This window comes from Paenibacillus sp. FSL H7-0943, assembly GCF_037963265.1.
Lineage (GTDB): Bacteria > Bacillota > Bacilli > Paenibacillales > Paenibacillaceae > Paenibacillus_AQ > Paenibacillus_AQ odorifer.
This window is the reverse complement of sequence record NZ_CP150148.1, coordinates 2558743-2572383: the sequence shown is the minus strand read 5'-3', so window position 1 is coordinate 2572383 and position 13641 is coordinate 2558743. Positions and strand designations below refer to the sequence as shown.

General features: G+C 43.5%; 9 protein-coding genes. 3 read left to right on the top strand and 6 right to left on the bottom strand.

Annotated elements, in window-relative coordinates:
* Positions 1 to 91: 91 nt before the first annotated feature.
* A complete protein-coding gene (locus tag NSQ55_RS10975) occupies positions 92 to 2758 on the bottom strand; it encodes a family 78 glycoside hydrolase catalytic domain (RefSeq protein ID WP_339173247.1) in 2667 nt (888 codons plus the stop codon).
* A 137-nt stretch (positions 2759 to 2895) separates the two neighbouring features.
* Here NSQ55_RS10975 and NSQ55_RS10970 point away from each other — a divergent pair, with 137 nt between their 5' ends.
* Complete coding sequence (locus NSQ55_RS10970; RefSeq protein ID WP_076130584.1) at positions 2896 to 3765, top strand: AraC family transcriptional regulator; 870 nt, start codon at positions 2896 to 2898, stop codon at positions 3763 to 3765.
* A gap of 47 nt (positions 3766 to 3812) precedes the next feature.
* Here the strand turns inward: NSQ55_RS10970 and NSQ55_RS10965 are convergent, their stop codons facing one another.
* Entirely contained in the window at positions 3813 to 4718 is a 906-nt protein-coding gene (locus NSQ55_RS10965; RefSeq protein ID WP_076130585.1) for a hypothetical protein, read from the bottom strand.
* Between the two features lie 167 nt (positions 4719 to 4885).
* The gene (locus NSQ55_RS10960; RefSeq protein WP_076143215.1) at positions 4886 to 5710 is read right to left on the bottom strand and encodes an AraC family transcriptional regulator; all 825 of its coding nucleotides are present in this window, start codon (positions 5708 to 5710) and stop codon (positions 4886 to 4888) included.
* Between the two features lie 120 nt (positions 5711 to 5830).
* Between NSQ55_RS10960 and NSQ55_RS10955 the strand changes: the two genes are divergently transcribed.
* The gene (locus NSQ55_RS10955; protein WP_339173242.1) at positions 5831 to 8941 is read left to right on the top strand and encodes a glycoside hydrolase family 2 TIM barrel-domain containing protein; all 3111 of its coding nucleotides are present in this window, start codon (positions 5831 to 5833) and stop codon (positions 8939 to 8941) included.
* Positions 8942 to 9007: 66 nt separating this feature from the next.
* On the opposite strand, the gene NSQ55_RS10950 is transcribed toward NSQ55_RS10955, so the two are convergent.
* Positions 9008 to 9838 (bottom strand): AraC family transcriptional regulator, encoded by an 831-nt coding sequence (locus tag NSQ55_RS10950; RefSeq protein WP_076100780.1) that lies wholly within the window; start codon positions 9836 to 9838, stop codon positions 9008 to 9010.
* A gap of 120 nt (positions 9839 to 9958) precedes the next feature.
* On the opposite strand from NSQ55_RS10950, the gene NSQ55_RS10945 reads away from it, so the two are divergent.
* A complete protein-coding gene (locus tag NSQ55_RS10945; RefSeq protein WP_339173238.1) occupies positions 9959 to 11419 on the top strand; it encodes an alpha-L-fucosidase in 1461 nt (486 codons plus the stop codon).
* A gap of 91 nt (positions 11420 to 11510) precedes the next feature.
* On the opposite strand, the gene NSQ55_RS10940 is transcribed toward NSQ55_RS10945, so the two are convergent.
* Positions 11511 to 12716 (bottom strand): mannitol-1-phosphate 5-dehydrogenase, encoded by a 1206-nt coding sequence (locus tag NSQ55_RS10940; RefSeq protein ID WP_248547992.1) that lies wholly within the window; start codon positions 12714 to 12716, stop codon positions 11511 to 11513.
* 42 nt (positions 12717 to 12758) lie between these two features.
* Entirely contained in the window at positions 12759 to 13421 is a 663-nt protein-coding gene (locus NSQ55_RS10935) for an HAD family hydrolase (RefSeq protein ID WP_036689719.1), read from the bottom strand.
* Between the last annotated feature and the right edge of the window lie 220 nt (positions 13422 to 13641).

Sequence of the window (13641 nt, the reverse complement as noted above, 5' to 3'; positions counted from 1 at the left end):
ACTCCTCTCTACATTCGTCAATTCGAAAACGAAAAACTGACACCGAATCCCCCTCGATGTCAGTTCACACTAGGAAGCCCCCTAGTAAAGGTTATAAAGAATACGTAAATTGATAGCTGCCCGAACCTAATTGAAGTCTCACTCCGTTATCGACCAAGCTGATACTGTGCACGCCTCTGGACTGCTCTACAGGAACTTCATTTTCTAATAACCCTAGTTGATTGGCTCCAGGCAGAACGACAATACCGTTGGTATTGGCAGGAATCGTAACGTGAATCATCATTCCATTATCCTCTGATCTCCGCCACGCTGACTCCACTTTTCCGTACATGGTTTCAAGACTTGCTTCTGCGTAATCTAAACCGGGGCCTGGCTGTGGCTTGATATGAACGATTTTGAAACCAGGCTCCAACTCATCTGTTCCGATTCCTGCAACGTATCGATACAACCATTCACCTATTGCGCCATAGGCGTAATGATTGAAGGAATTCATATCTGCACTCCAGAAGCTGCCGTCCTCCTTGATCCCATCCCAATGCTCCCAAATCGTAGTCGCACCTTTCGTCACCTGATACAGCCAGGATGGATAATCCTTTTGAAAAAGAAGCTTATACGCGAGTTCATTATTTCCAATCTCGCTGAGCACAGGATTCAGATATGGTGTGCCCACGAATCCAGTAGTCAGATGATCCTTAGCTTCAGCAAGCAGCTCAGTGAGCTTCTGAATTGCACGTTCTTTGGCGACCCCTTTTACAAGATCGAAACGTAGGGCTAATATCTGTGCAGTCTGGGTAGAGACGGACAACCTTCCCGCAGGTGTTATGAACTCATTACTGAATGCTTTTATAATTTTGGCGTGCAGCTCACTATAATAGTCCACGTCCTCCGATTTTTCTAAGGCTATTGCCGCTTTTAAAGTAAGAAAAACGGAATAGGCATAAAAAGCGGTGGCGACATAATCCCGATCTGTAGCTCCCACATAGCTGTCTGGCTTGGAATCAAGCGCTAGCCAATCGCCGAAATGAAAGCCAGTATTCCACAGATAAGGGTTACTTCCCTGTGCATAGATATATGAAATCCATTGCTTCATGCTCTCGTATTGCTCTGCAAGCAGCCTTTTGTCGCCGTACATTTCATAGATTGTCCATGGACAGATCGTAGCTGCATCTCCCCAGGCTGCAGAAGAATGGTTAGTATCTCCGTCGCCAGGAGGCGCTGCTCTCAGCTCTGGAATAAAAAACGGAATGCCGCCCTCAGGGGTTTGGTCTGCCTTCAAATCCCGTAACCATTTCGTAAAGAAAGGTGCCGTATTCATCAAATAGGAGGCTGTTCGGACAAACATCTGAGCATCCCCCGTCCAGCCGAGCCGCTCATCACGCTGTGGACAATCAGTGGGCACATCGAGGAAATTCCCTTTTTGCCCCCACAGGATATTGTGATGCAGTTGATTCACAAGTGGATCTGAGCACTGAAAATCACCCGTACGTTCCATATTAGAGTGCATCACAATTCCTGTGAAATCCTCTAGTTGAAGATCTGCTGAGAACCCACTAAGCTTCACATACCGAAAGCCTTGGAAGGTGAAATGCGGTTCATACGTCTCTTGCTCTCCACCTTTCAGAGTATAGCGGATGCACTGTTTCGCTTTACGCATATTCTCCGTGTAGAAATTTCCGTCCCGGTCTAATATTTCAGCATGCTGAAGTTCTACCGCCTGACCAGATTGACCTTTTACATTAAATTTTAGCCACCCTACCATGTTCTGGCCCATGTCCAGCACTCTATCTCCCTGCGGGGTAGTCAGCAGTGCAATCGGCTTCAAGGTTTCAACTTGTGTCACTGGCACATTTTCCTGGGCAACGATGATCGCTTTGGAATAATTAATAGTCTCCACTGGATGCCAACCTTCTGATGAAGGATCGGTGATATCCAGCTCCAGCCGAGCATCATAGGTTTCACCATTATAAATTTCAGACATCATAATTGCGCTTTTTGCAGCCTGCCAATTCTGATCTGAGCTAATAAGCTCATTTGAACCGTCTGCGTACCGGATATGAAGCTCCAGCAGAAGTGAAGTCTTTGATCCATAAATCTCCTTTTGATTATCCCAGCCCAAATACCCTCTGTACCAGCCATTGCCCAACAGTGCGCCTAACGCATTCGCACCTTCATGCAGAAGCTTTGTGACATCATAAGTTTGATATTGCAGCCGCTTACTGTAACTGGTCCAGCCTGGAGTAAAATAATGATCTCCCACCCGACTTCCGTTCAGCTGCAGTTCATACAAGCCCAAAGCAGTAGCATAAATCCTTGCACTTTCCACTGGACCTTTTACATCCACGAATGTACGAAGCTGTGGGCAAATCTCAGAATCTTGTGAAAAAGAGGCTGTAGGAGCGCTGATCCACTCCGCCTGCCAATTCCCTGCATCTAATAGTCCGGTTTCAAAAAATGCAACCTCAGACCAACCCGAGTCTATTGCATTCTGATTCCATGCCCGAACCCGATAATAATAACGCGTGCGAGCTTCCAGCAGCAGACCTTCAAGCTCAACATGGATCGATTGAGAAGACTTTACTTCCTCTGTATCCCATAGCTTGCCTTGAAAAAGCATATTCTCCGCCACTTGAATTTGATAAGCAGACTGCATGCAGTCCCTGTCATCTGAAACTAACTGCCAACTGATTCTGGGTCTGATCACATCAATTCCTAGCGGATTTTCTTTGTACTCACAACGAAGCTTAGTCATTGCGAACATATAGATAAAAACCTCCTTCTATAGCGACAAATTAGTCTTTGCCCTATAATTATAGCTGGGTTACCGCTTTCATCACCCGGTAAAAAGGACATCATATCCCTGCAATCATGCCATGAATCTGGAAGGGGGAATTCAATATGCAACGAACCACCGAGTTGTTCAAAAATGAAATTTTTTTTCAAAACGATCTGCATCTGCTCGTTAACCGCTATTCAGAGAACTTCCATGCCCCTTTTCATGCTCATGAATTTATTGAGTATTGCTATGTAGCTGAAGGAAGAGGTTTTCATCACCTTGAAAATGAGATCTTTCCCGTTAGAAAAGGAATGCTGTTCGTGATTCCTGTAGGTGCCCCCCATGTGTTCCGTCCAGCATCTTCTGATACTTTAGGGAATCGCCTGATCGTCTATAACTGCCTTTTTGATATGCAAATGGTGGAGCAATTAAATATCGTCCTTCAAGAGCCATCTATCCGGGAGCACCTAGCCACTCTTGGGAGTAGCAGCTCATCTTACTTTTCCGTCTCAGATCGAGATGGCTCTATTGAGCGCTTAATGCTGAATTTATATCATGAAATGTCGGTATCCGGTATGGGCTCCAAAACAATGCTTTACACCCTCTTAAGTCAATTAATCATAGCAGTGTACAGGCAAAAATACGGAGAAGATGACAAATCTACGATGGATATGGCAGACTTCACGCAAGTCATTCAATACCTAGAGCATAATCTGTCGGAAAAGATTACACTTGCCGAATTAGCCCGTATTTCACAGTGGAGCAGCAGGCATCTTCAGCGCATGTTCCACAAGCATACTGGCCAGTCCTTTGGGACCTACTTGAAGAATCTGCGAATGCATAAAAGCTGTGAATTGCTGCGTACTTCTGGACATAAAATTAATATGATTGCCGAGCTAGTTGGTTACCGTGACATCGACTCCTTTAACGCTGTATTCAAAAAAATAGTCGGCCAGACACCCATCGCGTACCGCAAGCTCTACAGATCATAAAAAAGCCGATGTCGTATGAACATCCATACAACATCGGCCCTATTAATTTATTGATTAGTGATCTGTTTAAGTAAAAACTCAACAAAATCAGTTGATTTAGTCTTACTGTCATCTTGTCCTAACGTTCCGACGATCATCTGATTTGAATGGATAGGGAGTTCTGTAGCAAAATCCGTATCTGTGATATCTATGCCAGTAATCAGCTCTTGACCACTCTCCGGGTTAGTCATACGTTTCAAACGGTTATCATCAAGAGGAAGTCCTGCGGATTTAATAAACGACTCCAGATTTTGCAGTCCCGACTGCTGGCCAATCCATTCAAAAGTAGCATCATCCATAATCAGGATATCCGGATGATCGGCTGCCAGCATCGCCATAGCCCGCTGCATATAGCTCATATCCAAGGCTCCACCGTCCGTCCCACCTGTTGAGGGTAGATAAACGATTTCTGCCTCCACTCTCTTCCAAGCCGGGTAACGTTTGATAATTTCTTGTTTTAGCTCTTCATTCTTACCTGACGAGTCCTGAGATTCATAGTTGCCTAGGAACATGATTCGAACATCTACCGGTGGGAGCGTAGCTTCATATTTTCTTTCCTGCCATTGATCATAGAGCGCTTTCCCTCCAAAGATAACTACCAGCAGCACGATAATAGAAATAATAGTGTGCGTTTTGTAGAGTCGAAAGAAATTCTCCGATTTACGTGCTACGCCGGACATGGCTCCCCACTTCTCCAGCCGCTTGTCCTCTGCTTCCTGAATCTCCTTCTGATCCAAGCCATCTAGGATGGTTTTGTAAGCGCGGAACTCCTCTTCATAAGCTGCAACCTCATCTTCAGTCGAATTCGATCGACGGCGTTTCAAATGCATATCTAACCTTTTGTTCAATTCCTCCCGGGTAACGTCTTCAGGCAAGTTCAAACGCTCATAGGCTTGCTTTAGCTTCTCATTCAAAATGATGTCTCCTTCCTGATGCTTTTCGTCATTTCAGATCGTTAATTTGGTTCTATGTATTGAATTCTTGTGGCAGTAAAAGTATGGGCTAAGCCGCAAAAAAAACATCGCAGGAACTCAAGTAAACTATATCATGTTGTGCTAGACGGTAACAAGTAAGCGTTTATCTAATCCAAACCATGCAGCTGCTTAAATTGCTCAGGACTCATCCCTGTCAATCTTTTAAACACCAAACAAAAGTAACTAGCATTATCAAAACCCACTAGCTGGGCAATTTCATACATTTTTTTATCGCGTCCATTAAACATAAGCTGTTTACTCAAATTGATACGTTGCTTATTGATATAGGTTACAGGTCGATCATGAATTGTTTTTTGAAAAAGTCTGCATAAATACTGTGGCGATACAGAAATAATCTCCGCCAGCTCCTTTAAAGGAAGCGTCCTATGCAGATTGCTCTCAATATAACGCAGCACCGGCTTAATTCGCTCCAATTCATGTGCCTCATTCAGAGGCGATACTAGCTTTCTTTTTAAATCCAGAAGCAATGCATAAAGATGTTTAGATCGTGCCAAATTAGTCTCCAGCTCATTGCTATCTGGCAGCATAAGGATTTGCTTTAGAGGATTGAGCCATTGATCTTCTTTTAATCTAGCAGGACCAGACTCGCGGATGCCCGCATAGAGCAGCATTTGACCAACCTCTCTGCCATTGAACGAGACCCATGATACCTTCCATTCCTTCCCACTGATAGGGGCATACGAATGAGGAATATCCGGGAACAAAAAGAACACATCCCCTGGACCCACGAGATATCGGTTCTCATGAATGATAAGCTCACCCTTGCCTTCGTGAATCTGATGTATTTGATAGTCTGGAAAGCCTGCAGGACGTATAGTTTCTGGCTGATGCTCCCAAAATCCAAGGGTTGTAGCATAAAGCGGCAGCATGATTACATCTTCTGTTTGGCAAAAAATAATTTTGCTCTCCATAAAAAGTCCTCGTTTCATATTTTGTTATCTGGGACTAAAATTCTTTTATTTATCCTAATATTACTTCAACTTATAATATGAATATAATAACATTACAATGATTATAAAGGAGATCAACTCATGCGAGCAAAGTTTGTCTACCAGCCACCTGCTAACGGTTATCCGGAATGGAATAACAACCCAGAGACTTTTGAATTAAATCGATTGGATGCACATGCCTCCATGATCCCTTACCGTAGTTTATCCCAAGCGCTAACTAACGATAAAAAAACCTCACCTTTCTACCAAACCCTCAATGGGCTTTGGAAATTCGCTTTTTCCGAAACACCGGATCAACGAATTGTGGATTTCTATAAAACCGATTTCGATTGCAGTACTTGGGATACCATTCCTGTACCGTCTCACTGGCAGTTCCAAGGTTATGACTATCCTCAGTATACAAATCTCCGGTATCCTTGGGCGGAATCCGAGCCAGAGCTTAAAGCCCCCTTTGCCCCAACAAAATATAATCCAGTAGGCTCTTATCTGCGAACCTTTACTGTACCTGAGTCTTGGAACGGTCAACCGGTGTACCTAAGCTTTCAGGGTGTTGAATCCGCTTTCTACGTCTGGGTAAACGGTGAACTTGTCGGGTACTGTGAAGATACATTTACTCCATCAGAGTTCGATATCACCCCATATTTAGTGGCAGGGGACAATAAACTAGCTGTCGAGGTTTATCGTTGGTGTGATGCCAGCTGGCTAGAGGATCAGGATTTCTGGCGCCTGAGCGGTATTTTTCGGGAAGTCTATCTTTATTCGGCTCCTTCCGTTCATATTGCTGATTATTTCGTCCACACAGATCTGGATGAAAACTTCGTACATGCGGATTTAAATGTAGATATCAAGGTGGAAAATTACTTTAACGAGCAAAGCCCATATACACTGCAAATGCAGCTTTACAATAAAGAGGGCCAGCCTGTTTGGGAGACTCCTATCTCCGCTACTGGTTCCTTTGAGCAAGAAGGCGTTCAACAGCTCAAGCTTTCTGCCCCGGTTGAACAGCCTTTTAAATGGAGTGCTGAAACCCCTTATCTTTATACCTTAGTCCTGTCTATAAATGACAGCGAAGGGCGTACACAAGAAACGGTCAGCTGTAAGGTTGGATTCCGCAAGTTTGAGATTAAAGACGGACTTATGAAGATCAATGGCAAAAGAATCGTGCTCAAAGGTGTCAATCGCCACGAGTTCTCTTGCGACACAGGTCGTGCTTTAGCCAAAAAAGATATGCTGCGCGACATCCAATTAATGAAAACACATAATATTAATGCCGTTCGAACCTCCCATTACCCGAATCAGTCTGTCTGGTATGAGTTATGTGATGAATACGGATTATATGTAATTGACGAAACCAATCTGGAAACGCACGGCACCTGGGCATACAGCCAAGAAGGATTGAATGACGGGAATGTCCCTGGAAGCAAACCGGAATGGCGGGCCAATGTCATTGACCGCTGCAACTCCATGATGCAAAGGGACAAAAACCACCCTTCAGTCATCATATGGTCTCTCGGCAATGAATCTTTCGGAGGCGACAATTTTATCGCTATGCACGACTACCTGAGAGAAATCGATCCTTCGCGGCCGGTTCATTATGAGGGAATCTTTCACTGTAGAGAATCGGAAGCAGCAAGTGACATAGAATCTACTATGTACATTAAACCGCAGGATGTTGAAAAATATGCGCTTAATAATCCTAAGAAGCCTTATATCCTCTGTGAATACAGTCATGCCATGGGCAATTCATGCGGTGGGCTGCACTTATACTGTGACTTGTTCGACAAATATGACATTGTTCAAGGTGCATTCATTTGGGATTGGGTAGATCAAGCCATTCGGACCCACACCTCCGAAGGAATTGAATATCTCGCTTATGGCGGGGACTTTGGTGAATCGCCTCATGACGGCAATTTTAGTGGCAACGGATTACTTTTTGCTGATCGTACGGTTACTCCTAAGCTCTTTGAGGTCAAAAAATGTTATCAGAATATTAAAGTAACGGCTGAAAATATCCTAGAAGGACTCTTCCAGATTCGAAATTCCTTCTTATTTACCAACTTAAAGGAATACGATCTCAAATGGGAAGTTCGTTTAGACGGAGTAACTGCGCAAGAAGGCTTGCTGAAGATCTCATGTGCACCAGGTGAGAGCATTTCATGCAAAGTTCCTTACGAGTTGGATTCACTGCGTGGCAATCATGAAGCAGTTCTGAATCTTTCCTTTATTCAGCCTTCAGCAACTATATGGGCAGAAGCCAATCACGAAATCGCTTGGGAACAGTTCATTCTGTCACCTCGTTTCGTAACCAGTACCTCAAAGACAACCGCAGAAACACTGCGTGTCAGCGAGCTTGAGAATGTTTTGAACGTACAAGGTGATAATTTCGAACTGAGCTTTAGTACCACTACGGGTGCTCTGAACTCTTATCGTTCCTCAGGCAAAGAACGTCTGCTTGAGCCTGTAAGACCTAACTTCTGGAGAGCAGTCACAGATAATGATTGTGGCAATAAATTGCCACAGCGGTGTGCAGTATGGAAGCAGGCATCGCATAAACAACACTTAATCAGCTTTACATTTAGAACCGAAGGCTCTCTCTGTTTCGTCTATGCCAGCTACCTTCTGGCTACAAGTCCGGATTCCACGCTTCGGGTCCAGTATGTGATTCGCGCTGACGGGACTTTAGAGATCACGCAAGAGCTGAGTCCAGGCAGCAGCGAACTGCCGGAAATCCCTGAGTTCGGAATGATGTTCGTTCTAGATGGAAGTCTTGATACCCTGTCTTGGTACGGCCGCGGACCTCATGAGAATTATTGGGATCGGCAAACCGGAGCCCCACTTGGACGTTACACAGGTAAGGTCAGTGATCAATTCACGCCTTATCTCAAACCTCAAGAGTGCGGCAACAAGACTGATGTCAGATTCGCTTCAATTACAGAGGGCAACGATGGATCAGGGTTCTATTTTGAAAGTGCAAACCCTATCGAAATTAATGCCCTGCCTTGGAAGCCTGAGGAACTGGAAGCCCATGACCACGTCTATAAATTGCCAGTCTCAAACAAAAGCGTACTGAGAGTCAACTACAAGCAAATGGGTGTTGGCGGGGACGACAGCTGGGGCGCACCAACCCACGAAGAGTTCACTCTGCCGGCTAATCGCCCGTACATCTTCCGTTTCACTGTCTCACTGCTCTAATCTCTTCCACTTATAAAAAAGGCCGTCTCTGGTTGGTTTCTACCACACAGGACGGCCTTCTTTTATTTATTTCACTGCTACTGTTCCTTGTCTGAATTCCGAAGGGCTTAAACCCACATTTTTTTTGAACTGTTTGGAGAAATAATAGAGATCGCTAAAACCAAGATCATGGGCAATCTCACCGACAGAACTTTGCGTCCCCCTCAATAGCTCCTTGGCCTTAGTTATCTTTTTTCTGGTGATATACTGTATGGGTGGAACTCCGATTTGCTGTTTAAATAGCCGGATAAAATAGTTAGGATGCATGTACGCAATCTCGGCAAGCTCGTGTATGGTGATATTACGCTCGATATGGGCGTCTATGTACGTTAATATTTTCGTTAATTTTTCGATCGAGCTTAGATTCTTAAAAGTGATTTCGTCTACATCTATGTTCATAATAAAATAAGAAAATAACTCCATTAACTTACTTTTGGCTAATAAATGAGCATACACCGCATCAGATTTCATATGACTCGTTAGGCTGCTGAAAATCTCTTGGATTACATGAGGATCTACTTCTCTGCATACATGACTTAACTCTAACATTTTGAATAGATTAATGTCTCCGACTTTTGCGCTGAAATGGCACCAATACTTCTCAAAGGGTTGATCACTTATGCAAGAATAAGATTGCTTAACTCCCTCAGGCATCAAAAAAAGCTGACCAGGCTTCGGATAATATTCTCGATCCCCAATCTTTAACCAACCCTCCCCATCGCAAATAAAATAAAATTTACTATAGTCAGGTGTATAGTCGAGATCTCTCCAGTCACGGCCACAAAGATTGTAATCAGCCATAAATAAATCAACCTTTAAATTGGATAAATAATTAGTAAGCAAAACATGGTTATCCATCCCTTACTCCGCCTTATCAGGTTAGTTTTGTACATCTAAAAGTTAATGTCCTACATTTTGATTCCCACATCCATTCACTACAATGAAGAAGAAATAAACGTTTGAAAGGATGATTGCAAAATGGTGGATAAAAGCAAATATTTAAAAGTAATCGAAGATACGATCGCAACTGGAAGATTCAAGGCCGATTGGGATTCACTAAGTCAATTTCAAGTGCCTACGTGGTATGAGAACGCTAAGTTTGGTATTTTCATTCATTGGGGCCTTTATTCTATTCCGGCTTTCGCCAATGAGTGGTATCCCCGAAATATGTATATCCAGGGTTCACGGGAATATGAACATCATCTTGCTACTTATGGCGAGCATAAAACCTTTGGTTATAAAGACTTCATCCCCTTGTTCAAGGCTGAGCATTTCAATGCTGAGGAATGGGCCAATCTCTTTAAATTATCAGGAGCCAAATACGTGATGCCTGTTGCAGAGCACCATGACGGCTTTCAAATGTATAAGAGCGCTTACTCTCACTATAACACATATGAGATGGGTCCCAAGCGGGATTTAGTCGGGGAAATGAAAGACGCTTTTGAGCAGCAGGGATTAGAGTTTTGTGTATCTTCCCATAGAGCTGAGCACTGGTTCTTCCTGTCTCATGGCAAGGAATTTGATTCCGATATCCATGAACCGCTTGTATGTGGAGATTTCTATTGGCCATCTATGCCCGAACCCGATCATCACGATTTATTCGGCTCCCCACCTAATCAAGAATTTCTGGAGGATTGGTTGATTCGCTGCTGCGAGCTGGTAGACAATTATCAGCCGAAAATCTTTTACTTTGACTGGTGGATTCATATAGCTGCCTTCAAACCCTATCTCAAAAAGTTCGCCGCTTACTATTACAATAAGGGAGAGGAATGGGGAACTCCGGTTGCAATCAATTATAAGCATGATGCCTTCATGTTTGGCTCAGCAATCCCAGATATTGAGAGAGGTCATTTCTCCGGGCTTAAACCTTATTTCTGGCAAACGGATTCAGCAGTAGCTAAAAATTCATGGTGTTATACACCGGAAAATGATTATAAATCTGCCGTAGAAATTATCAGAGATCTAGTAGATATCGTAAGCAAAAACGGCAACTTGCTGCTGAATATAGGCCCTAAAGCGGACGGCAGCATTCCAGCTCAGGATCAGGAGATTCTGCTTGGCATCGGAGAATGGCTAAAGGTGAATGGTGAAGCAATCTATGATACGTCCTACTGGCGCACCTTCGGGGAAGGCCCTACGGAGATTGTTGAAGGCCAGTTTACAGATGGGATCACGAAGATTTTCACCAATGAAGATATCCGCTTTACGGTAAAAGGCAGTTATCTTTACGCTACTGTTCTTGTCTATCCAAACAACGGAATAGTGCAAATCAAATCCCTTAAAGAAAACTCTGCTCACTTCCATGGGATGATTAAACAGATCAAAATCTTAGGTTTTGAAGAACAACCTGCATGGGAAAGAACCGATGAAGCCTTGGTTATAAAAACGACCTCGGTTCGCAGTGAGACTCCGGTTGTTCTGCGGATTGAATTGGATTAGAGACTTACAGACCTTCGTAACCTATAAAAAGAGTGTTCTTGCCCATCCAGCAGAGAACACTCTTTTATAGTTTTATAACCATCGATTTATATTAAAAGTAGGGTACCCTGACGTTTATTGTCTTCATTCTAGTCCTATGAGGATATCTCGCGCGTAATTTGTTGGACTCCAAAATAATGCGACCATGAAGCGGATGCTCCCTGGGGATTTTTAGTTGTGCAGCAATGACTTCACTTAGCCCGTGGTTTCGGATGTCCGCTTGAAGCTGTAAGGCTTCTGGATCTTTTTCATGATCAAAATAAAGTGCAGAGGCAATAGCTGAGACTAAATGTGAGGTCTCAAAACCAAGTTCATGAGCAAGCATTGCCGGTTTTACGAGTCGATCATTAGGTGAAAGCTTGCGAAGCGGGGAGCGGGCGACACGTGTAATTTTATCGTTAAAGTTGGGGTTAGTGAATCGTTCCATCATCTTTTCTATATACCGGTCATGTTCTATGGGCTTGAAGCCATATAAATGCACCAATAAGGCCCCTGTTTCCTTAAGCACCCCGTGAACACGAACTCTGATTTCGGGATCAGACATCGCTTCTTGAATGCTAGTATAACCTTCCAGGTATCCAAAATAGGCTGCACTGCAATGACCTGTATTCACAGTATATAGCTTCCGTTCGAGGTATGGCGCCAGCGAATCCACATAATGGACGCCTTTAATTTCATTGTAATTACCAATCATTCCACTGCGGGGAATAACCCACTCACTGAAGGGTTCAACGAGGATTTCAAGTGAATCTGTATTTTTCTGCATAGGTACAATCCGGTCCACCATCGCATTGGGAAAAGCGACATTGCGGTCAGCAAGTTCCTTGAAGGATTGCTTCATATGCCGATAAACTGATTTTTTCAACTTCTGACTGCTTCCAATCCCATTCTCACAGGCAATGATATGAAGAGGGTTGAGATTTCTGCTATTTTCAAGCCTTCGTTCGATGCCCTGCGCAATGGTCTCAGCAATATCTTTTAAAGCGGATATTCCGACGGCAGTTGTCACAATTTCAGCTTCTGCTATAGCTCTAGTAACGTCCTCAGTATCATTCAGATTGATTGCAGTAACATTATCAACAATAAAGCTGTCCCGGTTCTTGTTAGCTAGGGTGACAGGATATTGCCCACGTTTTTGCAATTGGGCAATTTTACTCTTATTTCTTCCGACGAAACAAACATTGTAACCGGAGTCCGACAACATAGGCCCAATAAAACCTCTGCCAATATTGCCTGCTCCAAAATGTACGGCTCTCAATTTGGTATCCCCCTTTAATTTGAACTTAGTTTCTCGGTTTCTCTATACGAAGCAACGTTGAGTAACTACATGATCAAATTCAAGAAGACTTAGATTATCAATTTTATGGTGCTGCTTATCGAATTCAAGAAAATTAGTAATTTCGTTAGGCGTCACAATGCAACGGATGCCAGCTGCTGCCGCTGCCTTAGATCCATTCGGTGAATCCTCGATAGCAACCGCCTCATCAGCTGTGATTCCAAGACAAGCTAACGTTTGGTTATATAGCTCCGGATCTGGTTTCACTTTTGCCACATGGTCGGCAGTCCGAACACATTCGAAATACTCGCGAATACCCAATTGATTCAGATATTTTTCCACCCATTCCAGTGAAGAACTTGAGGCCAGCCCTATGCGTAGTCCAGCTGCTTTGGCGGAATCAAGATAATGCTGAATGCCTGGTCGTATTGTTTCAAGCTCCATAAGTTTGCTGTGTCTCTGTTTAACAGCCTTACTGAACTCTTCTTTGTCAATCGCTAGCTTAAGATCAGTCATTAAATATTCATAAGGATTAAAACTGTTCAAGCTCGTGCCGATGCAGGTGGAATATTGTTCAAGCGTCAGATCCACTCCATATTCTGCATAAGCCTCGTTAAATGCGGTGTACCAAGCAGTCTCCGTGTCGATAATCGTTCCGTCAAAATCAAAAATAATTCCTTTGATCACAATCAACCATCTCCCTCGTATTATGTTTGGTTAGAATATCTTACGCAAAACCTTCTGCATATTCTACAAAAAGCTATTTCGGCTTGCGTTTGACTATAAAAACCATAACAAAGCCCTTCTACTGACGTCAAGCACGGTAGATAACATGCCACGTAATGATAACGATTACAATCAATGTGGACAAACCTGGATTTTTTCATCACCTGAACTTCTTAATACA

Bases quoted from the DNA above. Each gene is read 5' to 3' on its own strand.
- NSQ55_RS10975 (WP_339173247.1), bottom strand. From the start codon at position 2,758: ATGTTCGCAATGACTAAGCTTCGTTGTGAGTACAAAGAAAATCCGCTA.
- NSQ55_RS10955 (WP_339173242.1), top strand. From the start codon at position 5,831: ATGCGAGCAAAGTTTGTCTACCAGCCACCTGCTAACGGTTATCCGGAA.
- NSQ55_RS10960 (WP_076143215.1), bottom strand. From the start codon at position 5,710: ATGGAGAGCAAAATTATTTTTTGCCAAACAGAAGATGTAATCATGCTG.
- NSQ55_RS10950 (WP_076100780.1), bottom strand. From the start codon at position 9,838: ATGGATAACCATGTTTTGCTTACTAATTATTTATCCAATTTAAAGGTT.
- NSQ55_RS10945 (WP_339173238.1), top strand. From the start codon at position 9,959: ATGGTGGATAAAAGCAAATATTTAAAAGTAATCGAAGATACGATCGCA.
- NSQ55_RS10970 (WP_076130584.1), top strand. From the start codon at position 2,896: ATGCAACGAACCACCGAGTTGTTCAAAAATGAAATTTTTTTTCAAAAC.